The sequence below is a fragment of the Pseudomonas sp. Van50 genome (genome assembly GCF_055390755.1).
The window spans coordinates 635,406-659,034 of record NZ_AP024343.1 but is presented as its reverse complement, the minus strand read 5'-3'; the positions used below and the strand labels follow the sequence as shown (position 1 = coordinate 659,034).

Below are 23,629 nucleotides of genomic sequence, written 5' to 3'. Positions count from 1 at the left end.
CGAACCTGTAGCGAATGGACACGTCCCTGCACGAAAGTGCGGACGCTGTGCTTGCTGTTCGAGGATGCTCGAAGATCGAAAGTCGATGGTCGAACAACATCCCGGACGAAGCACAAGAGGACTCGCCGGGTGACGAGAAATCTTGTTCCCTACGCAGGCGTTAACCTGATCAGGTTCAACGGGATCCGAAATTATTCGATCTCAGCCTCATAGCAAGGCACCCCGACAAGAACCCGGCCAGTCTAGACACAACCACCACAGAACGCCATCACTCGGGTAAAAGCCGTGATGAATGGCGCATATACAGGATTGTTGCCGTGCCTGCGCGCAACTACACTCGCTACGCCGCGCCTCTTGTGCGCAAACATTCGAGAAGTAGGGATCGCCTCATGCTGCGCAAACTTTCACTGGCCCTCGCCGTGTCTTGTGCGTCCAACGGAATGGCCTGGGCTGCCGAAGCGCCCCTGACCACCAAAACCGATCTGGTGAGCGTGTATCAGGAAGCGGTGGACAACAACGCCGACCTGGCCGCCGCCCGTGCCCAATACGGCGTCCAGAAGGAAGTGGTGCCCCAGGCGCGTGCCGGGTTGTTGCCCAACCTTTCGGCCGGCGCCGACCTGAACAACACCCGTACCGAGCTCGACCAGCCGGCAATGACCGCTACCCGCAGCTCCACGGTCTACCAGGCCACGCTGTCCCAACCGATTTTCCGTGCCGACCGCTGGTTCCAACTGCAGGCGGCCAAGTCCGTCAACGAACAAGCCTCGCTGCAACTGTCGGCCACCGAACAGAACATGATCCTGCAAAGCGCCGAGAGCTACTTCAATGTACTGCGCAGCCAGGACAACCTGGCCTCGACCAAGGCTGAGGAAGCGGCGTTCAAGCGCCAGCTCGACCAGTCCAACGAGCGCTTCGACGTGGGCCTGTCGGACAAGACCGACGTGCTGCAATCCCAGGCCAGCTACGATACGGCGCGGGCCAACCGGATCCTTGCCCAGCGTCAGGTCGACGACGCCTTCGAAGCCTTGATCACCCTGACCAACCGCCAGTACAACTCGCTCCAGGGCATCGTCCACACCCTGCCGATCCTGCCGCCGGCACCGAACGATGCCAAGGCCTGGGTCGACACGGCGGCCAAGCAGAACCTGAACCTGCTGGCCAGCAACTACGCCGTTGATGCCGCCGAAGACACCCTGCGCCAACGCAAGGCCGGTCATGCGCCGACCCTCGATGCGATCGCCCAGTACAAGAAAGGCGACAACGACGGCCTCGGCTTCACCAACCCGAGCCCGACCGGGCAGCGCTATGGCGGTGATGCCGAGCAACGCACCATCGGTTTGCAATTGAGTATCCCGATCTACAGCGGCGGGCTGACCAGTTCCCAAGTGCGCGAGTCGTACTCGCAGCTCACCCAGACCGAACAGCAACGCGAAGGCCTGCGCCGGCAGGTGGTGGAAAACACCCGTAACCTGCACCGTGCGGTCAACACGGACGTGGAGCAGGTCCAGGCCCGGCGCCAGTCGATCATCTCCAACCAGAGCGCAGTGGAAGCCACGGAAATCGGCTACCAGGTGGGCACACGCAACATCGTCGATGTGCTCGATGCCCAGCGGCAGCTGTACACCTCGGTGCGAAACTACAACAACGCCCGCTACGACTACATCCTCGACAACCTGCGCCTGAAGCAAGCGGCCGGGACGCTGAGCCCGGCGGACCTGCAGGACCTGTCGCGCTACCTCAAGCCCGACTACAACCCCGACCGCGACTTCCTGCCGCCGGACCTGGCCCAGGCAGCGGCACAGCAGTTGCGCTCGCGGCCGGCGCAGTGAAAAACCTGTAGGAGCATGGCTGTAGGGTCAGGCCTTTTGAAGTAGAACTGTGGGAAGCAAGGCCTGTGGAAGCAAAGCTTGCTCGCGATGCAGGCACTGCGGTTTAAGCAAAGACCGGGTTGCATCCATCGCGGGCAAGCCTTGCTCCCACAGACTTTGCACCCACAGGCCTTGCCCCACCACTCAGCCGAGCAACCGCCCCAACCCCTCCAGCAACCGCTGCAACGCGCCCTGGTTGGTGCGCATCACCTTCAGCCCTGCCTCGGCCATGCGCTGGGCGTCGCGGGGCAGTTCGAACAGACGCTGCACCGCCAGGGCCAGGCTCTCGGCATCTTCCACTTCCGCCAGCGCTCCGGCAGCACGCAGTTGCGCGGCGATTTCGAGGAAGTTGAACAGGTGCGGCCCACTGAGCACCGGTTTCGCCAGGGCCGCCGGTTCGAGCAGGTTGTGCCCACCGTTGGGCACCAGGCTGCCACCGACAAACGCGCTGTCGGCCAACGCGTAGAGAAACAGCAGTTCGCCCATGGTGTCGCCGAGCAGCACCGAAGCCTGGGCGGTAACCGGCTGGCCGCTGGAGCGCCGCACCGTGACCAGGCCTTCGTTTTCACACAACTGGTGCACTGAGTCGAAGCGCTCGGGATGACGCGGCACCAGGATCAGCAACGCATCGGGATAACTGTCGAGCAGCCGACGGTGAGCAGCGAGTACCACTTCGTCTTCACCTTCATGGGTGCTGGCGGCGATCCACACCGGGCGCTCGGTTGCCTGCCACTGGCGGCGCAAGGCGCTGGCGTCTTCGAGCAGTTGCGGGTCGATGGTCAGGTCGAACTTGATGGAGCCGGTGACCTCGACGGTTTCCGCCCGGGCGCCCAACTGGCGAAAACGCTCGGCTTCGGCTTCGGTCTGTACGGCGAACAGGCTCATCTCGGCGAGCATGGGCCGGGTGAGCTTGGGAAAGCGTGCATAACCCCGGGCCGAGCGCTCCGACAACCGCGCGTTGGCCAGGGCCACCGGAATGCCGCGCCTGGCGCATTGGTGAATGTGATTGGGCCACAGCTCGGTTTCCATGATCACCGCCAGGACCGGGCGGACCCGGTCGAGAAAACGCTTGGCGGCACAGGGCAAGTCGTAAGGCAGATAACAGTGCTGGATGCGCGGCTCGTTGGCGAACATCGCCTGGATCCGTTCCGACCCGGTGGGCGTCATGCAGGTGACGGTGATGGGCAACTGTGGATAACGTTGCAGCAAGGCGCGGATCATCGGCGCGGCGGCAATGCTCTCGCCCACCGACACCGAGTGGACCCAGATCCCCCCAGGCACCAGGGTCGGCAGCCCCCAGGAAAAGCGCTCGCCGATGCGCCGGGCATAAGCCGGCGCCTTGCGTGCCCGCAGCCACAGCCGAATCGCTACCAGTGGCAGCCCCAGATAAAACAACGCGCTATAGAGAGTTCTGTTCATGGCGGCGGAGTTTATCGGTTTTTCAGCCGATCGCCTGCAACTGCACGGCAAAACGTTCCGCCAGCCAACGGGCCGCCGGCCCCAGGGGTTCGTCACGGCGCCAGACCAGTTCCACCACCAGGGCCGGCGGGGTCCATTCGCTGCTGAGTTCGACCATGTCCCCCAGGTACGCCGGGTACTGCACCACGTGCCGTGGCAGCCAGGCCCAGCCCAGGCCACTCCTCAGCCACTCGGCCAACACATAGAAACTGTCGGCCCGCCAGACCTGCGGGCTGGCCTGCTCGCTGCCGGGATAGACGCTGGACTGGGTCGCCATCAACAACTGGCGGTGCCGGGCCATTTCCCGGCAGGTCACATAACCATGGTTCGCCAGGGGATGGTCCCGGCCGCACACCGTGACCATTTCGACGCTGCCCAGTACCCGGCGCTCCAACGCCTCAGGGATCTGGTCGTGATAGAACAGCAAGCCGAGGTCGGCGCGCCGCTCCACCAGTTTGCGCGCCACGTCGCCCTGGGCGGCGCTGGCCAGTTGTACTTCGAGGGTGGGAAATTGCTCGGCCAGGGCCGCCAGACTGTCGATGACCGGTTGATAGGGCATGGCTTCATCCTGGGCCAGGCGCAGCGACGCTTCCTGCCCGCGCATCAAGGCCAGGGCCCGACCGTTGAGGCGCTCGCACTGGCGCAGTACCTCCCTCGCCTCTTCGAGCAGGGCTTCCCCCGCGTCGGTGAGCCTGGGCTGGCGGCCGCTGCTGCGCTCGAACAGGCTCACCCCCAAGTCGTCTTCCAGCAAGGCGATCGCGCTGCTGATGGCCGATTGCGCCTTGCGCTGGTCCCGGGCCACGGCGGAAAACGAACGTTTCTCGGCGACCCCGACAAACAGCCGCAATTGCTCCAGGTTCCACTGTACGTTCATGGCTCAACCTATCTCCATTACAGATAGGTAATGACTTTACCGCATCTGGGCGATCTCTAGAATGGCCCCATCGAAAGACGCAACCGTCAAAGAGGAACTGCCCATGAACGCCTACTACTACCTGGCCATCGCCATCTGCGCCGAAGTGATCGCCACTGTTTCGATGAAAGCGATCAAGGGCCTGAGCACACCCCTGCCCTTACTGCTGGTCGTCGTCGGCTACGGCACCGCGTTCTGGATGCTGACGCTGGTGGTGCGCACCGTACCGGTGGGCGTGGCCTATGCGGTCTGGGCCGGACTGGGGATCGTCATGGTCAGCGTGGCGGCGCTGTTCATCTACGGACAGAAACTGGACGTGCCAGCGATGCTGGGGATGGCGCTGATTGTGTTGGGGGTGGTGGTGATCCAGCTGTTTTCCAAGACCGCCGGGCACTGAAAACATACTGATCATCAATTGGAATACTTTTGTGGCGAGGGAGCTTGCTCCCGCTGGATCGCGAAGCGGTCCCATTTCTAGTGGGCGCTTCGCACCCAAGCGGGAGCAAGCTCCCTCGCCACAGGTTTATCGCCATCGCGATTGATCACCAACAAAATCCCATCCCTATCGAGTCTGTATACTGCGCCCTTGTCTTGAACACTGAGGTCGCTGCATGCCATCCGTTATTTCCACCGACATCCTGATTGTCGGCGCCGGAGTCGCCGGCCTCTGGCTGAACGCGCGCTTGCGCCGCCTGGGGTTTTCAACCGTGCTGGTGGAAAGCGCCAGCCTCGGTGGCGGGCAGAGTGTCAAATCCCAGGGCATCATCCATGGCGGCGCCAAGTATGCCTTGCATGGCGCCCTGACCGGGGCCTCGGAAGCCATCGCCGACATGCCGCGCCGCTGGCGCGAAGCCCTGAAAGGTGACGGTGAACTGGACCTGTCCGGCGTGCGCATGCTGTCCGATGCCCATTACCTCTGGTCCCCAGGCACCCTGGCCGGCAACCTCACCAGTTTCTTTGCCAGCAAGGCCGTGCGCGGACGGGTCGACCAGGTCAAGGGCGACCAATTGCCGCCGGCCCTGCAAGACAAGCGCTTCAAGGGCAAGGTCTATCGCCTGGCCGAGCTGGTGGTGGATGTTCCCAGCCTGATCGAGCGCCTGGCGGAACTGGCTGGCGACAGCCTGCTGGCCGGGCAGCGCATCGAGCCACTGCGCGAAGCCGGTGAATGGGTCGGACTGAGGGTCGACGACCGTGAGATTCGGGCCCAGCGCATTGTCTTCAGCGCGGGCGCGGGCACCGCTGACCTGCTCAAAGCCCTGGGCCTGGACAAACCGGCCATGCAGACCCGGCCGTTGCACATGGTCCTGGCCAAGGGGCCGAGCCTCAAGCCGCTTTACGCCCATTGCCTGGGCGGCGGGCCGAAGCCACGCGTCACCGTGACCACCCACCCGGCCGCCAATGGCCAATGGGTCTGGTACCTGGGGGGCGACCTCGCCGAAGGCGATGCCATCGCCCGAGCCCCCGCCGAGCAGATCGCCGTCGCGCAGAAAGAACTGGGCCAATTGCTGCCCTGGATCGACCTCAGCACCGCGCAATGGGCCACGTTGCGGGTTGACCGCGCAGAACCGTTGCAGTCGGGCCTGACCCGCCCGGACAACGCCTTCCTCGCCGAGCAGGATCGCCTGCTGGTGGGCTGGCCGACCAAACTGGCCCTGGCGCCGGACTTCGCCGATCGGGTGGTCAACGCGCTGCAACGCGATGGCATCCAGCCCAGTCACCCGGCTCCGCTGCCGGACCTGCCGAAGCCGCCCATGGGCGTGCCTGCCTGGGAGCAACTGCTGCCATGAGCCAAGCAACCCTGCATGACCTCTATCGCCCTCTGGGCCATGACGGCCCGCGGGTTTCCCCCCTGGGCCTGGGCACCGTCAAGCTGGGCCGCGACCAGGGCGTCAAATACCCCAACGGCTTTCAGATTCCCGATGACGACGAAGCGCGCATGTTGCTCAAACTCGCGCGCGACCTGGGGATCAATCTGATCGACACCGCACCGGCCTATGGTCGCAGCGAAGAACGCCTCGGCCCGCTGTTGCGCGGCCAACGTCACGACTGGGTGATTGTCAGCAAGGTCGGCGAAGAATTCAGTGACGGCCAGTCACGCCACGACTTCAGTGCCGCCCATACCCGATTCTCGGTGGAACGCAGCCTCAAGCGCCTGGAAACCGACTACATCGACCTGGTCCTGGTGCACTCCGACGGCAACGACCTGGCGATCCTCAACGACAGCGAGGTCTACCCGACCCTGGCGGCGCTCAAGCGCGAAGGCAAGATCGGCGGCTTCGGTTTTTCCGGCAAGACCGTCGACGGCGGCTTGAAGGCCCTGGAGCAAGGCGATTGCGCGATGGTCACCTACAATCTGAACGAACGAGGCGAAAAGACGGTCATTGACTACGCCAACGAACACGGCAAAGCGATCCTGGTGAAAAAGGCCCTGGCCAGCGGCCACGCCTGCCTGAGCCCCGGGGTAGACCCGGTTCGCGCCAGTTTCGAACTGTTGTTTGAGCATCCTGGGGTCGCCAGTGCTATTGTCGGCACCATCAATCCGCTGCACCTCGCCCACAACGTCGCGACCGTAGCCACGGTCCTGCGTAAACGCTGACGCCGCCCTACGCGGCCTGAAGGAAGGAGCCGACATGCCGCGTACGCTCATCAGAAAGAACCCCAGCAACTTCAAGACCCTGCCCCTGTTCGTCGAAGCGACCCCCGAAGGCCTGACTTACCAGAGCGTCGGGATGCCGCTGAATTTTGCCCAGACCTTGCAGCGCCGCCGCCCTGTCGCAGTGGCCGATGCCGAGCGTTTTTCCCTGGAGCTGGCGAACCTGGGCGTCTCGGTGCGCCTGACCCTGCATTGGCAGAACCGCGACTATTGGGTACTGGTACGCCAGCGTCGGCAGGATCGCGGCGACGTGGTGCTCAAGCTGATTTCCGGCTACGTCCCGGCCCACGAACTGAACCTGCCGCTGCTCACCGCCATCAGCGAGATCGCCGAAGAATGCCTGCTGGAAACCCCTGAAGGCTGGCTGGGCGGGCGCTTCAACGACACCTGGCTGCCAGCCCCCTACGCCACGGCCTTGCACTACCGCGAGGCCTTGCCGTTTCGCCTGACGCCCCTGTCGGGCTCGGCCCGCCCGGTGCGCAGCGCCAACCTGCAACTGATCGAACGGCCACGGGCCTACGTGCACCTGCCGACGGCATCCCTGCAATTGATCTATGACTTGCGCCTGGACGTGCCCAAGGAAGCCAAGTCCCTGAGCCTGTTTCACGTCGATGAGCGCCTGGAAGGCGATCAGTTGGTGGCACGCCTGGACCGCAAGCGACCGGACCTGTACCTGATGCCGCTGCAGGATGGGCAGCCCTTGCCCGAGCTGTATACCTTGAAAAAGGATCAACTGTACCCGGCCAGCACCCGGGGGCTGTACCTGGCGGAAAGTTTCGCCCGGCAGGACGGCTGGCTGGTGCGTGACGAGCGGATTCGCTGGAAGGACTGGCTGCGCCAGCAAGGGCTGACGCCACCGGGCAAGGAGTCGAGCCTGACCCGGCTCAAGGGCAAGGCCCGGCAGTTGCTCAAGAAGATCGTGCCGCGCAAGGTGGCTCGTTAGGCCTGATGCCCATTTTCTGGCTGGACAATGGGCCCTGTGGGAGCGAGCTTGCTCGCGATGGCGTTGGATCATTCAGCCTCGATTTGGCTGACACACCGCTATCGCGAGCAAGCTCGCTCCCACAGGTTCTGCGCTTTGCCTGACGCATCAGTTGTTGCGGATCTTCTCCACAATCGCCGTCGTCGAGCTGTTTTCCACCAGCCCCAACACCTTCACGGTACCGCCGTAGGCCGCGACGATGTCCGCGCCGACGACCTGGTCGATCCCGTAGTCACCGCCCTTGACCAGCACATCCGGCTTCACCTGGCGCAGCAGGTTTTCCGGCGTGCCCTCGCTGAAGCTGATCACCCAGTCCACTGCGCCCAGGCCGGCCAGGACCGCCATGCGCCGGTCGACGCTGTTGATCGGGCGCCCCGGCCCTTTGAGACGGCTCACGGAGGCATCGTCATTGACCGCGACGATCAGGCGATCCCCCTGGGCCCTGGCCTGCTCGAGGTAGGTCACATGGCCGGCGTGCAGGATGTCGAAGCAACCGTTGGTGAAGACGATGCTCTCGTTGTGGGCACGGGCGTCATCAACGGCCAGCAGCAGTTGCTCCAGGCCCAGCACGCCGCGCTCGGAGCCTTCCTCGCGCTGGATGGCGCGGCGCAGCTCGGGGGCGCTGATGGCTGCCGTGCCGAGCTTGCCGACGACAATGCCCGCCGCCAGGTTAGCCAGGGCGACCGCATGGGGCAGTTCCTCGCCGGCAGCGATCGCCGCGGCCAGCGTGGAAATCACGGTGTCGCCGGCACCCGTCACGTCGAACACTTCACGGGCACGGGCCGGCAGGTGTAACGCAGGGTGACCGGGGCGCAGCAAGGTCATGCCGTGCTCGCCACGGGTCACCAGCAGGGCGCCGAGGTCGAGGTCTTGCATCAGTTGCGCGCCTTTGCTCACCAGTTCGTGCTCATCGACGCAACCGCCGACGATGGTTTCGAATTCGCTGAGGTTCGGCGTGATCAGGCTGGCGCCACGGTAGATGGAAAAATCCTTGCCCTTGGGATCGGCCAGGACCGGAATGCCACGGGCACGGGCGGCCTGGATCAGCGCCTGGTGATTCTTCAGCGCGCCTTTGCCGTAGTCCGACAACACCAGGACCTTGACGCCTTCGAGCAAGTTGTCGACCTCGGCACCGAGGGCCAGGGGGTCGGTGGCGAAAGGTTCTTCGAAATCGATGCGCAGCAGTTGCTGGTGACGGCTCATGACGCGCAGCTTGACGATGGTCGGCTGGTGCGCAACGCGCTGGAATATCGCACGTACGCCTGCGCCCTTGAGGCTGTTGGTCAGGCTGTCGGCGGCCTCGTCGTCGCCGGTCACGCCCACCAGGGAGGCCGGTGCGCCGAGGGCAGCGATGTTCAGGGCAACGTTGGCGGCACCGCCGGGGCGATCCTCGATGTGCTCGACCTTGACCACCGGTACCGGCGCCTCAGGGGAAATCCGTGAGGTACCGCCATGCCAGTAGCGGTCGAGCATGACATCGCCGACCACCAATACAGGGGCTTGATCGAATCGCGGCATGGACAACTTCATGGAGCATCCCACATACAAAATGAACAGGGCCGCGATATTAGCACAGGGTTGGCGAAGGCTTGTCCATGGCTGCAACGCGAAGCCAGGACGTTCGCTCCATCAGATTTGCAGCAACGCCGAGAGCCGCGCACAGGCCTGGGCCAGCTCCACCTCGCTGGTATCGATCGCGCAGTCTGGCGCAAGGGGTGCCTCGTAGGGGCTGTCGAGCCCGGTGAAGTTCTTGATCCGCCCGGCACAGGCCTCGCGGTACAACCCCTTGGGGTCACGCCGGGCGCAGACGTCAAAAGGTGTACTCACATAAACCTCCACGAAGGTGCCCTCGGGAAACAACTGCCTGGCAGCTTCCCGGTCGGCACGAAACGGTGAGATGGCCGCAACGATGACGATCAGGCCGGCATCGACCATCAGGCGCGCGACCTCGGCGATACGGCGGATATTTTCCTTGCGGGACTCGGCATCCATGCCCAGGCCCCGGCACAACCCCTGGCGCAGGTTGTCGCCATCGAGCAGGGAGGTGTGCAAGCCCTGCTGGTTGAGCTGCACTTCCAAGGCATTGGCCAGGGTCGACTTGCCCGCCCCCGATAATCCTGTCAGCCAGATGCAGCGCGGCCGCTGGGCCTTGATGGCCGCCCGATCCGCCGGCGTGAGCGCCTGTGCATAAGGACGAATCTGCGCCTGCTGCATCGATACGTTTGACGTTTCATTCATAACCAAGCATCTCGTAATCACGTTGGTACACCCGCCGCACCAGTCGACGGGTCCGCACTGAGCAAATGTCTCTGACCGGCACCGTGGCACGCTGCCAGCTGTGGTTCACATGGGGCAACCTCGCGACCACTCCCAGGTGTTCGCACACTCGCTGATAGTCCCGGTCCAGATATTCCTGGTAGCCGATGAAGTCCATCGCCAGGTGGCCGAGGGAATCGATGAGGAAATCCGTCTGGGCGGCGAAATGCAATTGCCGGGTAATGTTCTCCGGGTGCAGCCATCGCGCGACGAAATCATCGAAGTCGCGGTATTGGCCCACCATCTTCTGCGCCGCCTGATCGCGCGCGCCCAACGTATTGCCCCGCAGGAAAGCATAGGCCGAATACGCGCGCTCCAGCGGATCGCGAACAAAGGCAAATTTGAAACTGGCGGCGTACTGCTGCGCAAACTGCTCTTCGTACCAATACAGCGGCAGGTGGCCCGGGCTATAGCCATCGAAAAGCCCCACGCAAACACTGCTGCCGGCGCATTTGGGCACATGGATGAACAGACAGGCGCGTTGGGCAAACGCCTCGGGAAAACGGCAATTGGCCGACATCGACTTGTTCACGACCTGTCGGTCGACAACCGACAGGCGCCCCAACAGAAAGGAGCGCTGCGACTTGGGCAGCAGCTTCCAGAGATAGCGTTGCAGCATTCAAACACCCGCGCGGGAGGGATGCCCCCCCTCGATGACTGGAGTTGGTTCAGGAAAGTCCTGGAGCCAAACCTTAGCAGTCACGAATCGCGGATTTATTGTGGATTGGTCAACGCAGGTAAAGTTTTCGATACAAACTCAGTGGGAGCGAGCGGGCTCGCGATGGCATCGACACATTCAATACCATCGGCGCAGACACACCGCCTTCGCGAGCAAGCTCGCTCCCACATTGGTTCTGAGGTGCATGCAACATGTGTGTCCAACACCGGACTTGTGGGAGCGAAGCCGGCCGAGAGAAACAGGCCGGCTCATAGCCTGGGGCCTGGAACTCAGGCGATATTCTGGGCGGGAGCGTCCAGCCCCATGGCATGAAGGCGCGCGTAGTAGCCGTTCTGCGCCAAGAGCTCGCCATGGGTCCCTCGTTCGACGATCCGGCCCTGGTCCATCACCAGGATCAGGTCGGCCTTTTCGATGGTCGACAAACGGTGGGCGATGACCAGGGTCGTACGGCCTTTCATCACCTGGTCCAGCGCAGCCTGGATATGCCGCTCGGATTCGGTGTCCAGCGCCGAGGTGGCCTCGTCGAGGATCAGCAGCGGCGCGTTCTTCAACAATGCCCTGGCAATGGCCAGGCGCTGGCGTTGGCCGCCGGACAACAGCACGCCGTTTTCGCCCACCTCGGTGTCGAGGCCATTGGGCAACTGCTCGATGAAGTCCATCGCATAGGCATCCCGGGCCGCCTTCTCAATGTCGGCCCGTGGCGCACCGGCCAGGTCGCCGTAGGCGATATTGTTGGCCACCGTGTCGTTGAACAGGGTGACATGCTGGGTCACCTGGGCGACATGACGACGCAGGTTACGCAGGCGGTAGTCTTCGATTTCCACGTCATCGAGCAGGATCTGGCCGACCTCGTGGTGATAGAAGCGCGGGATAAGGCTCGCCAGGGTCGACTTGCCGCTGCCCGAACGCCCCACCAGCGCAATCATCTGCCCGGGCGCCGCGCTGAAGCTGATGTCCTTGAGCACCTCGCGGTCAGCACCGGGGTAGGTGAAACTCAGGTTGCGCACGTCGAGACGACCGCTGACCCGTTCCTGCTCGACCGTCCCCCCGTCGACCTCCGGCTCGACGTCCAGTTGCTCGAAGATGCTCTCGGCACCGGCCACGCCTTTCTGGATGGTGGAGCTGACTTCCGAGAGTTGGCGAATCGGCTTGGGCAGCAAGCCGGCAGCCGTGATGTAGGCCACCAGGTCACCGGCCGTCGCGTCACCGCGCAGGAACAGCACCAGGAACATCAGGGCCGCCATGGCGGTGTAGATCACCAGTTGCAGCATCGGCGTATAGACCGCGCCGGTACGCGTCATGCGCAATTGCTTGTCGGTGTTGCCCTGGCTGGCGCTGGTAAAGCGCTGCTCTTCATAGGCCTCGCCGCCGAAGCTGCGCACCACGCGGTAGCCCTGGATGGTCTCGGAGGCAACGTGAGTCACGTCGCCCATGGCCACCTGGATCTTTTTGCTCTGCTTGCGGAATTTCTTGCTGGTACTGCTGACCATGACCGCGATCAGCGGCAGGATCGCCAACATCACCAGGGTCAGCTTCCAGTTCATCCACACCAGGTAGGCGAAGAGGAACACCACGGTGAGACCTTCGCGGATCACCACCTTGATGGCATCGGTGGCCGCACCGGTGACCATGGTCACGTTGAAGGTGATTCGGGAGATCAGATGGCCGGAGTTGTGGGTGTCGAAGTAGCGATTAGGCAGCACCAGCAACTTCTTGAACAACTCGACCCGCAGGTCATGCACCAGCCCCAGGGAAACCCTGGCCAGGTAATAGTTGCCCAGGAACGACCCCAGGCCCTGCCAGGCAGCGATCAGAATGATCAGCAGCGGCACCGCCATCAGCAGTTTCAAGTCTTTGAGGTACGGCACGTTGGGAAAGAGCACCGCATCGGGGTTGCTCAAGCCGTCGACGAAATATTTGAGAATCCCGGCCAGCATGGGCTGGGTCGAAGCAAATATCACGAAACCCAGGATACTCAGCAGAAAAATGCCCGCGTAGGGTTTGACGTATCCCAGCAACCGAAAATAGATCTTCAGGCTGGAATCCTGTTCCGCTTTGGGCGGTGCGTCACTCATCGTCGGGCTCACTGGTTAGGAAGAACGCGGAATTTTATCACAGCCACCGGCATTGGCCTGCGCCCAGGTCAAAACGCTGGCCAGGCCAATTGGCAGCCAGGTAATGAACCATTCGGCGCGAGGGGTTCCGGTCAGGCTCGCGGCATCGAACTGCATTGCCAGGAACGAAAACACCCACATGCCGAGCACGCCCCGACCCAGCAGGCTTTCCCGGGCACGCCAGGCTTCGCGCAACACCCCGAACCAGACAATGCACCACAGCAGCAGCCCCGGCAGCCCGAGTTGAATGGCGACATGGCTGAACAGATTGTGGGCGTGATCGAACTTGAGGCCGTGGCTGATAACCCGATAGTCGGCCGCCACGCCAAGACCACCCCATGGGCGTTCGGCAATCATGTGCAGGCTCGACATGAAAATCTCGGGCCGATAGGAAGCACCGCGCGCCATGACCAGCGGCTCGAGCAACCAGAAGGTCAGCATGGCCAGCACCAGGGTCGTGGCGGCGATAATCCGGACCCGCTGGTCCCGACAATAGAGCGGCATGGCCAACACGCTGAGCAGCAAGGCCAGCGCAGCGCCGCGACTCTGGCTCGCCACCACGAATATCCCCAACAGCCCCAAGGCCACGACCCAAAGCACTTGCAGCCCCATATGACGCGGCATCCAATGCAACATCCAGATCGCCGCCAACCCGATCACATAGCCGCCGAGGATGGGATGGGACAACTCCCCCAGCCCTTGCAGGCGCGCATTCCAGGGATGGTTCGTATACCCGTAGAAATGGATGATGGCCATCAAGGCCGTCAGCGCAAGCCCCAGGCCACCCCATTGCATGACGCGAATCACGCGTTCGGGTTGGCCGTTGGCAAAAATCGGGAAAAACAACAGGAACGCCAGGATGTAGATCAATCGCTTGGCTTCGCGGGCAGGCTCTGCCACTTCGGCCCAGGCCAGTGTCACCAGGGCCCAGGCCATCAGCGCCAGCAACGCCGTGTAGATCACGCGCTGGGCACGCCATAACTCTGCCAGCCGATGACGGGCCGGCCAGGCAAAGACGATCACCGGCAGCCAGACAAATGCAACCAACCCTTGTTGATAAATCTTGTTGGTCGGTGCCAGGGCTATCGCCAGCAAAAACCATAACAAGCCAAAGGCCATCCAGCCCTGTGCCCAACGTGTTGCCTGCATCTAACGCTCCTAAACGGTCTACCAGCCAAACCGGCATGGTGAAAACAAAAACTTTTGGGCATCATGGCCCGCCACGGCACCGGTTCTTTCAACAAGGTTTCCCTACGATGCAATCCTCACGGCTTCCCCAAGCCGCTTTGAATCAATTGATTGAAGGCGCCAGCATTCTGGAGGCCGACAGCTACGGCCCAAAAGTCTATCTGTTGCAGGATGGGAATATCCTCAAGCTGTTTCGCCGCAAGCGGCTGTTTTCTTCGGCCCTGCTAAGGCCTTATTCAACGCGATTCATCAATAATGCGGCCCGCCTGCAGAAACTCGGCGTACCGACCCTCCAAGTGCTGGCCCTCTACAAACTGCAAAAACCCGGCATGACCGCCGTACTGTATCGACCGCTTCCCGGTAAAACCCTGCGTCAATTATCGAATCAGGAAAATTTCAGCTGGCAGCATACCCTTCCAGCACTTGTCGAGTTGATCCGCAGCCTGCATGCCAGCGGTATTTATTTTCGCTCGCTGCACCTGGGCAACATCGTAGTCACGCCTGAAAACCAACTGGGGCTGATCGATGTGGCCGACATGCGCTTCCTGCGTTCGCCGCTGCCACGCTACCTGGCACGTCGCAACTTGCAGCATTTCGCTCGTTATATTGCCCGAGAGAACCTGAACGAGAGCTTTCCGATGCAAGCATTGGAGAACGCCCTACTGGCTGCCTGAGATCAACTGCCGCGCGACCTGGCTGAAGCTCGACCAGGCCTCGTCAGGGGCCAGTGCCCGGTACTGGGCCGCGGCGACCGTATCGGCCGAAGCCTGCGCCGCTCGTTCGATCGCCTCGCTCCAACCGCTTTCGTCGTTGGGCATCGCATACCAGCCGGTGTCGCCCAACTGTTCACGAAAGACCGCAAGTTCGCTGGCCAGCACCGGGACACGAGCCAGGACAGCCTCCTGGAGAGTCAGCCCAAGGCCCTCGTCCAGGGACGGGATCAACACCCAGTCAAATGCCCGATAGAGTGTCGCCACATCCTCCAGATGCCCGACCAGCAAGATCTTGCCGACCAGGTCCGGCCGGGCGATCCGCGCTTGCAGCGCTTCGCGCCTCGGCCCCTCGCCGACAATCACCAGGCGCCAATCGGGATGGTGGGCCGCTACCCGGCCAAAGGCCTCCAACAGACAGGCGAACCCCTTGCTGTCCACCAGCCGTCCCACCGCGCCAAATATGCGCATCTGCGGGCCAGGCAAACCCAGTCGGGCACGTGCCGCTTCGCGAGGCAACAGCGCGGCCTGGAATTGCGCCGGATCGAACGCGCTACGCAGCGCAGCGACCTGCATGCCCAACTCGTCCTGAAGCGATGTCGCCAGGGTCTGGGATACCGCTGCCAGGGTCAGGCGGGAGGCAGGGAAGCCGCGCAACAGTTCGCGACCCGAAGGGTTGAGGCGTGTCGCACCATGGAAAATCACCACCACGCGGATCTGCGGCATAGCCTTGAGGACCGGCAACAAGGTACGGGCCACGCCGATGCCATCGAGCAATACCACCCGCGCATCGCTGTCGAGCAACGCCTGACGGAAACGACTGCGCATCAGGGGTTTGAGCAGGCGCCAGACGTGTCGGCCCTTGAGCCGGGCCGATGTCATATTCCACTCAAGCGTCGCCCCGACATCGATCTGGCAGGCAGCCGCCGTCCCCTGCAAGAGCCATGTCTTGACAGGCATCGCTGGTTCCATCCGCGAGAGAATCTGATTATGGACCTTGTGTACCGAAGCGAACGGTGCACCGCCCGCCCACATGACATTGATAATGCTCATCGAGCAGCAAACCTTTTATCGCGGACCAGGATTCATGCTTCGCGGCATTCAGTAGTTGATAAGCCAGCCAATACAGACTCCGAGCAAGAGAACCAAGGACAACTTGATCTGCTCGCGGCGCTTGCGGCGAGCCTTGCGCTGGCGCTCCACGGGCACTTCCACATGGACCCCGAATCCGGTATGCAAAACAGCATCCCCTTCGAGCGTGACCGCCGTCAAGTTCAGTTGGGCATAACGAAGCGACAAGGCTTTTTCACCGCCGAAACCGGCGAAAGGGGCACAAAGCCGATACTCCTTCAACCGCCGCAGGCCAGGATTGAGCGAGAAGCTTTGCCATTCGGCCTTGTCTGAAATCAATGGATAACAGGGCACGCCGCCAATGACTTCACGCTCGCCCAGGCGGATGTAGGGACTGTGTACGCACAAATCGTAGACATAGTTGCGCAACCACACCTGAAGAACATCCGGTCGCTGCTCCAGGATCGTGCGCGAATCTTCCACGAACGCCGGACGATAGAACGCCCAGTCATCCTCACAATGAAAGATGTAAGCCGTCTTGACATGCTCGTACGCCAGGTCGATCGAAGCCAGTTGCCCCAGCTTCGGTCGATTGACGAAGGCCGTCGTGCGGTCCTTCCAGTGAGCGGGAATGACGGCATGCACGCCTTCGTCGCCGGCATCTTCGGTAATGAAGACCTCACGGATCGGCGCGGTATTGAAACGGTCGAAGCTCTCCAGGGTCTGCTTGAGCAGATCGAGCCGGCCGCAACTGGTTACCACCAGGGTAATGTCACTATCGTCGGAAAACTGCACTGAAATACCATTTAGTCAAACGCCATCTGAACACCGGATGGCTCAACGGTTCGTATCAAACGCCCAGCTTCAGGCGCAATGTCTCCAGCAGACTCAACGGGGCACGAGGCCGCAGCGGCGGCGCCAATGCTTCAACGATTTTCTGCCCAATGCGCGCGAAACTGAACTGTTCCAGCGCCAGCTTCTGGCCGTTGTGCGCCACATTGCGCGCCAGCTCGGGGTCGGCGCGCAGCCGGGAAAGCTTTTCCTGGAGTTGCGGGATGTCACGGTACAACACCACGTTATGCATGTCCTGCAACCCCAGCGCCCGCGCCTCTTCGATGCCCTGATCGAACGCCAGCAGCACACAGCCGCAGGCCATGGCTTCGAAATTCTTGATCATGAATTCGCCCATGCCCACGTCGGCACTGACGAAAAAGCGGATACGGTTGAGGGTCTCGCAATACTCTTCGCCGGACTTGGTCCGGGTCACGACCAGAGGCTCAACCTGGCCAAGCTCATCCAGCAGCGCCTTGCGCCCACTATAGGCCACACTGTTGGTGCTGCCGACGAAGGCCAACTCGATATCCCGTTCACGCCCCTGATCCTGCAACAACGACTGATCGTAGCCCTTGGGCACGAATACCGCATCGAAACCTTCGCCACGCAGACGTTCGGTCACCACGAAGCCGGAACTGATCACCCGTACCCACGGCAGGCGACGGTAATGCGCGCTGAATTTTCCGGTGTATTTGCACGGAATGTAATTCTGGTAGGCATCGTGCTCGAGGATCACCAGGTTGGGGATCGTGCGGATGAAGCCGGCCTGACGAATTTCCTGCTTGAAACGCAGGAAAAATATGATCCGGTCATAGCGCGATACGTCCACATGCTGGCGGAAATACCCCCGCAGGTTGCGTTGTTCCTTGCTGTCGAGCCAGCGCAGGTCGCACTCGCAATGAGCGGCCACGCCTTCGTAGAGTCGGTCCAGGATGGCCCGCTGTTCTTTCTGCACCAGAAACAGAACTTTCATCGTTTTCCTTGCGGCACCGAACGACTTGATAAATAACCGGAGGCCGGTTTGCGCCGTAGCGCAAAGATGCCCCGCCTTGGGCCTCTACAGCCGCCAGAACAGTTCATGGCGACGCACAGCCTTGCGAAAAAATTCGTTCTCGCCATACACCGAGCCCGAGCGCCCCGCCAGCAGACGCTGGATGCCACGGCGCAGACGGCGCTTGAACGGCGCGCGCGGTTGCAGGTCATGCATCATGCCCAGCGCCATGGCCTTGTCGCGTTGCCCAGGCAAGGCCAGCGGCAGGCTGACAGGCTGCATCGGCAGGGCCGGCTCGAAACACGGCGGCAACGCAATACCCGCACCCGCATCACCCATGGGCCAGCGGTCATTGTCGTGCAGGTGATTGGCATAGCCCAACAGCGTGGTCGGTTGCCACTCCAGGCCTTCGAGGGCTTGCAGGACGGCATGATGGGCGCAGAGATGATCGGGGTGCGGATCAAGGGTCGGGTGTGGCAATACAATGACTTCGGGGCGCGCCTTGAGCAGCAGCACGCGCAGGTCCGCCAGCAGGTTGTTCCAGGTTGGCGCGCCGTCGTCATCGCCGGGCAGGGCGAACGGGTTCAACTGGCGGAACAGCCGGGTATCGCTCAGCCCCGCCTCGCGAGAGCCCTGGGGCTGGCTCGGCGCGGCCTGCATCGCCGCCAGTTGCAGGCAGAAGTAACCCAACTGCACACAGTGCGCTTGAGGCACGCCGGCCCAGCGGGGTACGGCAATGCTGTCCCAGGCTCGCAAACGGCCCTTGAGTCGCGCGGCTTCGACGCTGTCCAGGCCCATCTTCCGATAATGCCCGGCCTCGATTTCACCCGCTGTCAGCGTCACGATCCAGGCCTCGTCAGCCTGGCTGTACAAACCGTAGGCGGCCAGCTCAGCATCATCGGCGTGGGGAGCGATGACCATCACCCGCTGATGTTGCACTGGTGGCGGCGTGAAGGACCACAGCGTCGGCTCGCCCAGCAAACGGCAATGACGCCCGCGCAGGCGCAGCTCGCCCCGGGACAACGCCGGGCCCTGCTCGCTGAGGTTGAGATAGCGCAGGCCATTGACCCCGCGCTCGAAGGTTTGCAGGTCCCTTTCACCCCCCGACAACTCGACGAGCGGGTCGATGAAACGTCCCAGCCAGGTGCTCTTGATCCGCAGTGCGAGGATCAGCGTCGCGCCATCATCCAGAATCACGCCTTCGTCCAACCGAAGCCGCCCGGCATTCAAATGCACCTTGGGTTGCTGGGTGAACGGCGGGAAGCTGTATTGGTAATCGTCCCGGGGCGAATAGAACAGGTGATCGGCGAACCACGCTTCGTGGGCGATCCAGCCCAGCACCGCCAGTACCAGGGGCAGCCACCAGGCCACCCCGACGCCCAGCGACACCAACACCACAAGGGCAAGTAACAACCCCACGCGCTTGTTGCGACGGTGGCGCTTGAGTAACTGTTGCTTGCGACTCATGGGTGGGTTCATACGGTAAACACCGGCACGGGGTTGCACCAACGGTCCTTGTATTCCCGGTCCGCCCGACCGAATGAAAAACGCAACGGCTTGCCGGCGGCACGGGCGTGCTCCCAGGCGCTTTGGGTGTTGAGGAAGCTCAACACGCTGCCGGGGCTGAATTCGCGGGTCTGCGGGTCGACGCCACCGTTGATGTACTCGACGCTGATCCACTCGGGCGCTTCGACGCGATACACCAGTTGGATTGCAATCGGCGCATCGTTGAGAAAGATCACCGAGCCGATCAGCCATTCGCGCAGCAGCTCGATCACCTCGCCCATGCGCTCGGCACCGGTGGCCGCAAAGCCCCAGCGACGCAGGAACAGGTCGCAGTAGATCGAGGCCAGCTCGGCGCTGGAAAACTCGCCGACCGGCCGCACCACCCCGCCCGCCTCTTCCAGCAAACGCAGTTCACGGCGCTGGTTGTAGCGAAACTTCTTGGACAGCTCTTCCGGCGTGCGGGCCATGGCCAGTTGTTCCTGCTGCAACTTCAAGCCGCTGAAGCGCCCCTCGTTGAGGGCCGACAGGTAACGTCCACGATGACGCAACGGCGCTTGCGCGTCGGGCGCCGCCGGCAGGATCAGCTCGGCATTGCCCAGGTCGAACAAGCCCTTCTTGCCGCTGCGCTTGAGCACGTCTTTGGACAGCGCCAGGTCGCGGCCCCAGGTCGGTATGGCCGCCTTGAGCTCACCGCCCTGCTCGAACGCCAGGTAACGCACGGGAATCCCGGCCAGGGCCGCCAGGCGCTCGACCACCAGGGGATGAGTGGCCACGCTGCCGCCAAAACGCTGCCAGGCCTGGGCATAAATCGACGCATCGACGGCGGTCCAGCCGCGCTCGCGCCAGCCTTGGAATCGGTTGAGCATCAGGACCTCGGCGCCAGTTCGGTGACTTGGGGCAAACGCCAGAATGCCTCGCGTACGGCGCGATCCGAAAAACGTTCGCGCAAGCGATCGAGCATCAGCTCGGCGCATTGGCGACGCTGCAGATCGTCCATGGCCGCCAGGTGCTGCAGCCCCTGGGCCATGTGCTCGGCGTCGCCCAGCGGAAACAGGATGCCAACGCCTTCGACCACCTCCTTGGCACCACCGCAGGCCGTGGCCAGCAACGGTACGCCGGCGGCCATGGCCTCGAGCAGCACCATGCCGAACGGTTCATGGTCGGAGCTCAGGGCGAACACATCAAAAGCACGGAAATAACGGCGCGCTTCGGGCACCTGGCCGAGGAACAGCACACGATCAGCAATGCCCAGCTCTCGGGCCAGTGCCTTGAGGTCCTGCTCCAGACGGCCCTTGCCGAGAATTGCCAACTGGCTGTTGACCGGCAGATGCCCCAGCGCTGCGGCAAAGCCGCGCAACAGTGTGGCCTGGTCCTTGTCCGGGTGCAGACGGCCGACATTGCCGACAATCCAGGTGTCCGTATCCAGCCCCAGCGTATGCCGCGCCTCCTCCCGGGAGACCAGGCTGGCCTGGACGGCATCAAGGTCGATGCGGTTGTAGAGGGTCTGGATCCGGGCAGCCGGCCATTTCGGCAGGCAGCGGCGCATGTCGTCACGTACCGCATCGGAAACCCCGAGCAGGCTCAGGCGCTTGCGGTAAACGTGGGCGAACAACCGGCGAGTGCGCCGCTGGTAGTCCCCGAAGGCATGGTGCACGCCAATCACCGGCAAGCGAGTACCCAGCAGGGCGATGTAGATCGGCTTGAAGCGATGGGCAATGCAGAAACTGAAATTGCGCGAGGCGGCGATCTTGCGCAGATCGCCGATGGCGCCCAGCTTCAGGCCACGAATGGCGCTGGAGCTGTATTCCATGAACAGCACCTCGTCCGAGGCACAGGCGGCAGCGACTTCGGCATCGGCCGCCCCGGTGAGGAACACTGTGGTCACGCGATAGCCGGTGCCTGCGAACAAGCTGGCGTACTGACGGGCGCAGTCCAGGAACGGCCCGTCATAACCGTGGCAGAACTGCAGCACATGTCGCTCAGCCGAGCGTGTCATAAGCGTCCACGCCGTCTTTGACCACCAGGATGTCTTCCATGATCAGGTACTGCAGGTCGGAACCGAAGAACATGTTCAGCGCGTCGGTCGGCGAGCAGATCATCGGTTCGCCACGACGGTTGAGCGAGGTGTTCAGCGACACGCCGTTGCCGGTCAACACTTCCAGGGCCTTCATCATGTCGTAGTAGCGCGGGTTGTATTCGCGCTTGAGCACCTGGGCCCGGGAGGTGCCGTCTTCATGGACGACTTCCGGCACGCGGGTTTTCCATTCTTCGGCCACTTCGAAGGTGAAGGTCATGAACGGTGCCGGGTGATCGACCTTGATCATCTGCGGCGCAACGGTGTCGAGCATCGACGGGCAGAAAGGCCTCCAGCGCTCGCGGAACTTGATCTGTTCGTTGATCCGATCAGCCACGCCGCTGGCGCTTGGGCACCCGATGATCGAGCGACCGCCCAAGGCACGCGGGCCAAACTCCATGCGGCCCTGGAACCAGGCCACCGGGTTACCGTCGACCATGATCTTGGCAATGCGCTCGGGGGTGTTGTCGATCTTGCGCCAGGCAGGCTTGCTCGGATGACGGGCGCACGCGGCGATCACGTCTTCGTTGCTGTAGGCCGGGCCGAGGTAGACGTGTTCCATCTTCTCCACCGGCACGCCACGGGCGTGGGACACATACGCCGCCGCACCCACCGCCGTACCGGCGTCACCGGAAGCCGGTTGCACGAACAGCTCCTTGACGTCGTCACGGGCGATGATCTTCTGGTTCAGCTTGACGTTCAACGCACAACCACCGGCGAAGGCCAGCTTGCCGGTTTCCTTGAGCACGTCGCCCAGGTAGTGGTCGATCATTTGCAGCGCGAGCTTCTCGAACAGCGCCTGCATGCTCGCCGCGTAGTGGATGTACGGCTCGTCGGCGATGTCGCCTTCGCGTTTCGGGCCGAGCCATTCGATCAGCTTCGGCGAGAAATAGAAGCCCTTGCCCTTCTCTTTATAGCGGCGCAGGCCAATCACGTTGGCGTAGTCGGTATTGATCACCAGCTCGCCGTTTTCGAACGAGGCCAGGCGCGAGAAATCGTACTTGGTGGCATCGCCGTAGGGCGCCATGCCCATGACCTTGAATTCGCCATCGAGCATTTCAAAACCGAGGAACTCGGTGATCGCGCCGTACAGGCCGCCCAGGGAGTCCGGGTCGAAGAATTCCTTGATCTTGTGGATCTTGCCGTTTTCGCCGTAGCCGAAGAAGGTCGTGGCGTACTCGCCCTTGCCGTCGATGCCCAGGATCGCGGTTTTTTCCTGGAAGCCCGAGCAGTGGTAGGCACTGGAGGCGTGGGCCAGGTGGTGCTCGACCGGCTCGATCTTGATTTTCTTCGGATCGAAGCCCAGTTGCTCCAGGCACCAGACGATCTTGCGGCGATAGCGCTTGTAGCGACGGTTGCCCATCAGGATCGCATCGAGAGCCCGATCCGGCGCGTACCAGTAACGCTTGGCGTAGTGCCAGCGCGCTTCGCCGAACAGGCTGATCGGGGCGAACGGAATCGCCACCACATCGACGTCGGAAGGCTTGATGCCGGCTTGTTCCAGGCAGAACTTTGCCGACTCGTAGGGCATGCGGTTCTTTGCATGTTTATCGCGTACGAAGCGCTCTTCCTCGGCCGCCGCGATCAGCTTGCCGTCTATGTACAGCGCTGCGGAAGGATCATGGCTAAGGGCGCCGGACAGGCCAAGAATCGTCAATGCCACAGGGTCTAGCCTCTTATGTCTGCATACGGGCGACAAGCGCCTCGAAAAAGTTGATGTGCCGCGCGCCAGGGCGCGGGGCAGCCAAAGGGGGCGATTATAACTTAAAAGCCGCCTCAAACCTCTAGCGGTGAGACGCAAGCTTCGTGGCGACTTACGACATATGTACATTGACAGCTGCGGACCACCAACATGATCCCTGCAAGCGGAGTGCTGGCCTGGGATTTGCGGTCGACGTCCTGGCCTCGGTGAGCCTCATTCGAGTTCCATGTTTAAAGAATAAAAAACAACCCGGCACTCAATCGTGCTCCTTTCGCCCTCCGAAACTGTGGGGTTTGCGCTCGAACATTTATACCTTTTCCTATACCGAACCCTTGCCCATCATTCGCTGCGAAACGCTATCGTCCGGTGCGCCGAACAATGAGGCGTCTCGCAACATACCAAGCGAGCGCTCATGGCGCGTTAAAGAGTCAATAGCCAAATAGAATACCGGCAAAAGCCAGTCATTATAAAAATCAAATAACCGCCTATCGCCACTGTAAAGAATGACAGTTGAGCAGGCTCAGGAAACAGTGAAAATCGGGAGTGCGATACTTCAAACACCACAGGAAA

At 62.4% G+C, this 23,629-nt stretch carries 20 protein-coding genes and 1 riboswitch; of the genes, 6 read left to right on the top strand and 14 right to left on the bottom strand.

From position 1 onward, the window contains the following. Positions 1 to 129: 129 nt before the first annotated feature. Positions 130 to 235: riboswitch (TPP riboswitch) on the bottom strand. A gap of 154 nt (positions 236 to 389) precedes the next feature. Further along, a complete protein-coding gene (locus ACZ5M5_RS02825; protein ID WP_060739449.1) occupies positions 390 to 1,829 on the top strand; it encodes a TolC family outer membrane protein in 1,440 nt (479 codons plus the stop codon). A 183-nt stretch (positions 1,830 to 2,012) separates the two neighbouring features. On the opposite strand, the gene waaA is transcribed toward ACZ5M5_RS02825, so the two are convergent. Together waaA and ACZ5M5_RS02815 are read right to left on the bottom strand one after the other, a co-directional pair. Beyond that, positions 2,013 to 3,287: a lipid IV(A) 3-deoxy-D-manno-octulosonic acid transferase gene (gene waaA / locus ACZ5M5_RS02820; protein ID WP_464738557.1), complete on the bottom strand. Its 1,275-nt coding sequence runs from the start codon at positions 3,285 to 3,287 to the stop codon at positions 2,013 to 2,015. Between the two features lie 22 nt (positions 3,288 to 3,309). Further along, on the bottom strand, positions 3,310 to 4,200 hold the full coding sequence (locus tag ACZ5M5_RS02815; RefSeq protein WP_060739451.1) for a LysR family transcriptional regulator: 891 nt from the start codon (positions 4,198 to 4,200) through the stop codon (positions 3,310 to 3,312). A gap of 103 nt (positions 4,201 to 4,303) precedes the next feature. Here ACZ5M5_RS02815 and ACZ5M5_RS02810 point away from each other — a divergent pair, with 103 nt between their 5' ends. The 4 genes from ACZ5M5_RS02810 (at position 4,304) to ACZ5M5_RS02795 (ending at position 7,835) form a co-directional block, all read left to right on the top strand. After that, entirely contained in the window at positions 4,304 to 4,636 is a 333-nt protein-coding gene (locus tag ACZ5M5_RS02810) for a DMT family transporter (RefSeq protein WP_014336267.1), read from the top strand. 214 nt (positions 4,637 to 4,850) lie between these two features. Then, on the top strand, positions 4,851 to 6,026 hold the full coding sequence (locus tag ACZ5M5_RS02805) for an NAD(P)/FAD-dependent oxidoreductase (RefSeq protein WP_060739452.1): 1,176 nt from the start codon (positions 4,851 to 4,853) through the stop codon (positions 6,024 to 6,026). Next, positions 6,023 to 6,835, top strand: a complete 813-nt coding sequence (locus tag ACZ5M5_RS02800) for an aldo/keto reductase (protein ID WP_060739453.1) — start codon at positions 6,023 to 6,025, stop codon at positions 6,833 to 6,835. The genes ACZ5M5_RS02805 and ACZ5M5_RS02800 overlap by 4 nt, the downstream gene beginning before the upstream one ends. 34 nt (positions 6,836 to 6,869) lie before the next feature. Further along, positions 6,870 to 7,835, top strand: coding sequence for a hypothetical protein (locus tag ACZ5M5_RS02795; protein WP_060739454.1), 966 nt, complete (start codon positions 6,870 to 6,872; stop codon positions 7,833 to 7,835). Positions 7,836 to 7,982: 147 nt separating this feature from the next. Here the strand turns inward: ACZ5M5_RS02795 and hldE are convergent, their stop codons facing one another. From hldE to ACZ5M5_RS02770, 5 genes are all read right to left on the bottom strand, one after another. Further along, on the bottom strand, positions 7,983 to 9,404 hold the full coding sequence (hldE, locus tag ACZ5M5_RS02790) for a bifunctional D-glycero-beta-D-manno-heptose-7-phosphate kinase/D-glycero-beta-D-manno-heptose 1-phosphate adenylyltransferase HldE (protein ID WP_072407151.1): 1,422 nt from the start codon (positions 9,402 to 9,404) through the stop codon (positions 7,983 to 7,985). Positions 9,405 to 9,503: 99 nt separating this feature from the next. Next, the gene (cysC, locus tag ACZ5M5_RS02785; RefSeq protein ID WP_060739456.1) at positions 9,504 to 10,112 is read right to left on the bottom strand and encodes an adenylyl-sulfate kinase; all 609 of its coding nucleotides are present in this window, start codon (positions 10,110 to 10,112) and stop codon (positions 9,504 to 9,506) included. Then, complete coding sequence (locus tag ACZ5M5_RS02780; RefSeq protein ID WP_060739457.1) at positions 10,105 to 10,809, bottom strand: sulfotransferase family 2 domain-containing protein; 705 nt, start codon at positions 10,807 to 10,809, stop codon at positions 10,105 to 10,107. Before ACZ5M5_RS02780 ends, cysC begins: the two co-directional genes overlap by 8 nt. 329 nt (positions 10,810 to 11,138) lie before the next feature. Continuing rightward, positions 11,139 to 12,944 carry a lipid A export permease/ATP-binding protein MsbA gene (msbA, locus tag ACZ5M5_RS02775; protein WP_060739458.1) on the bottom strand — a complete coding sequence of 602 codons (1,806 nt, stop codon included), beginning with the start codon at positions 12,942 to 12,944 and terminating at the stop codon, positions 11,139 to 11,141. A 15-nt stretch (positions 12,945 to 12,959) separates the two neighbouring features. Further along, on the bottom strand, positions 12,960 to 14,132 hold the full coding sequence (locus tag ACZ5M5_RS02770) for an O-antigen ligase family protein (RefSeq protein WP_464738556.1): 1,173 nt from the start codon (positions 14,130 to 14,132) through the stop codon (positions 12,960 to 12,962). Between the two features lie 107 nt (positions 14,133 to 14,239). Between ACZ5M5_RS02770 and ACZ5M5_RS02765 the strand changes: the two genes are divergently transcribed. Beyond that, positions 14,240 to 14,845, top strand: a complete 606-nt coding sequence (locus tag ACZ5M5_RS02765; protein WP_060739460.1) for a BUD32 family EKC/KEOPS complex subunit — start codon at positions 14,240 to 14,242, stop codon at positions 14,843 to 14,845. Here ACZ5M5_RS02765 and ACZ5M5_RS02760 read toward each other — a convergent pair. The 7 genes from ACZ5M5_RS02760 to ACZ5M5_RS02730 form a co-directional block, all read right to left on the bottom strand. Continuing rightward, on the bottom strand, positions 14,831 to 15,934 hold the full coding sequence (locus tag ACZ5M5_RS02760; protein WP_060739461.1) for a glycosyltransferase family 4 protein: 1,104 nt from the start codon (positions 15,932 to 15,934) through the stop codon (positions 14,831 to 14,833). The genes ACZ5M5_RS02765 and ACZ5M5_RS02760 overlap by 15 nt on opposite strands. A gap of 48 nt (positions 15,935 to 15,982) precedes the next feature. After that, positions 15,983 to 16,747 carry a hypothetical protein gene (locus ACZ5M5_RS02755; RefSeq protein WP_060739462.1) on the bottom strand — a complete coding sequence of 255 codons (765 nt, stop codon included), beginning with the start codon at positions 16,745 to 16,747 and terminating at the stop codon, positions 15,983 to 15,985. Between the two features lie 55 nt (positions 16,748 to 16,802). Then, positions 16,803 to 17,759: a glycosyltransferase family protein gene (locus ACZ5M5_RS02750; RefSeq protein WP_060739463.1), complete on the bottom strand. Its 957-nt coding sequence runs from the start codon at positions 17,757 to 17,759 to the stop codon at positions 16,803 to 16,805. An 84-nt stretch (positions 17,760 to 17,843) separates the two neighbouring features. Then, positions 17,844 to 19,244 (bottom strand): PIG-L deacetylase family protein, encoded by a 1,401-nt coding sequence (locus ACZ5M5_RS02745; RefSeq protein ID WP_464738555.1) that lies wholly within the window; start codon positions 19,242 to 19,244, stop codon positions 17,844 to 17,846. A gap of 8 nt (positions 19,245 to 19,252) precedes the next feature. Then, complete coding sequence (locus ACZ5M5_RS02740; protein ID WP_103309036.1) at positions 19,253 to 20,149, bottom strand: antimicrobial resistance protein Mig-14; 897 nt, start codon at positions 20,147 to 20,149, stop codon at positions 19,253 to 19,255. Beyond that, entirely contained in the window at positions 20,149 to 21,279 is a 1,131-nt protein-coding gene (locus tag ACZ5M5_RS02735; RefSeq protein ID WP_464738554.1) for a glycosyltransferase, read from the bottom strand. The genes ACZ5M5_RS02740 and ACZ5M5_RS02735 overlap by 1 nt, the downstream gene beginning before the upstream one ends. After that, complete coding sequence (locus ACZ5M5_RS02730; protein ID WP_003197115.1) at positions 21,263 to 23,020, bottom strand: carbamoyltransferase family protein; 1,758 nt, start codon at positions 23,018 to 23,020, stop codon at positions 21,263 to 21,265. Before ACZ5M5_RS02730 ends, ACZ5M5_RS02735 begins: the two co-directional genes overlap by 17 nt. Between the last annotated feature and the right edge of the window lie 609 nt (positions 23,021 to 23,629).

Excerpts from the sequence above, each read along its gene's own strand:
- ACZ5M5_RS02800 (WP_060739453.1), top strand. The coding sequence starts at position 6,023 with ATGAGCCAAGCAACCCTGCATGACCTCTATCGCCCTCTGGGCCATGAC.
- ACZ5M5_RS02740 (WP_103309036.1), bottom strand. The coding sequence starts at position 20,149 with ATGCTCAACCGATTCCAAGGCTGGCGCGAGCGCGGCTGGACCGCCGTC.
- ACZ5M5_RS02760 (WP_060739461.1), bottom strand. The coding sequence starts at position 15,934 with ATGAGCATTATCAATGTCATGTGGGCGGGCGGTGCACCGTTCGCTTCG.
- ACZ5M5_RS02745 (WP_464738555.1), bottom strand. The coding sequence starts at position 19,244 with ATGAGTCGCAAGCAACAGTTACTCAAGCGCCACCGTCGCAACAAGCGC.
- cysC (WP_060739456.1), bottom strand. The coding sequence starts at position 10,112 with ATGAATGAAACGTCAAACGTATCGATGCAGCAGGCGCAGATTCGTCCT.
- ACZ5M5_RS02750 (WP_060739463.1), bottom strand. The coding sequence starts at position 17,759 with ATGAAAGTTCTGTTTCTGGTGCAGAAAGAACAGCGGGCCATCCTGGAC.
- ACZ5M5_RS02815 (WP_060739451.1), bottom strand. The coding sequence starts at position 4,200 with ATGAACGTACAGTGGAACCTGGAGCAATTGCGGCTGTTTGTCGGGGTC.
- ACZ5M5_RS02765 (WP_060739460.1), top strand. The coding sequence starts at position 14,240 with ATGCAATCCTCACGGCTTCCCCAAGCCGCTTTGAATCAATTGATTGAA.
- ACZ5M5_RS02810 (WP_014336267.1), top strand. The coding sequence starts at position 4,304 with ATGAACGCCTACTACTACCTGGCCATCGCCATCTGCGCCGAAGTGATC.
- ACZ5M5_RS02770 (WP_464738556.1), bottom strand. The coding sequence starts at position 14,132 with ATGCAGGCAACACGTTGGGCACAGGGCTGGATGGCCTTTGGCTTGTTA.
- ACZ5M5_RS02825 (WP_060739449.1), top strand. The coding sequence starts at position 390 with ATGCTGCGCAAACTTTCACTGGCCCTCGCCGTGTCTTGTGCGTCCAAC.
- ACZ5M5_RS02735 (WP_464738554.1), bottom strand. The coding sequence starts at position 21,279 with ATGACACGCTCGGCTGAGCGACATGTGCTGCAGTTCTGCCACGGTTAT.
- ACZ5M5_RS02795 (WP_060739454.1), top strand. The coding sequence starts at position 6,870 with ATGCCGCGTACGCTCATCAGAAAGAACCCCAGCAACTTCAAGACCCTG.
- hldE (WP_072407151.1), bottom strand. The coding sequence starts at position 9,404 with ATGAAGTTGTCCATGCCGCGATTCGATCAAGCCCCTGTATTGGTGGTC.
- ACZ5M5_RS02805 (WP_060739452.1), top strand. The coding sequence starts at position 4,851 with ATGCCATCCGTTATTTCCACCGACATCCTGATTGTCGGCGCCGGAGTC.
- ACZ5M5_RS02780 (WP_060739457.1), bottom strand. The coding sequence starts at position 10,809 with ATGCTGCAACGCTATCTCTGGAAGCTGCTGCCCAAGTCGCAGCGCTCC.
- msbA (WP_060739458.1), bottom strand. The coding sequence starts at position 12,944 with ATGAGTGACGCACCGCCCAAAGCGGAACAGGATTCCAGCCTGAAGATC.
- waaA (WP_464738557.1), bottom strand. The coding sequence starts at position 3,287 with ATGAACAGAACTCTCTATAGCGCGTTGTTTTATCTGGGGCTGCCACTG.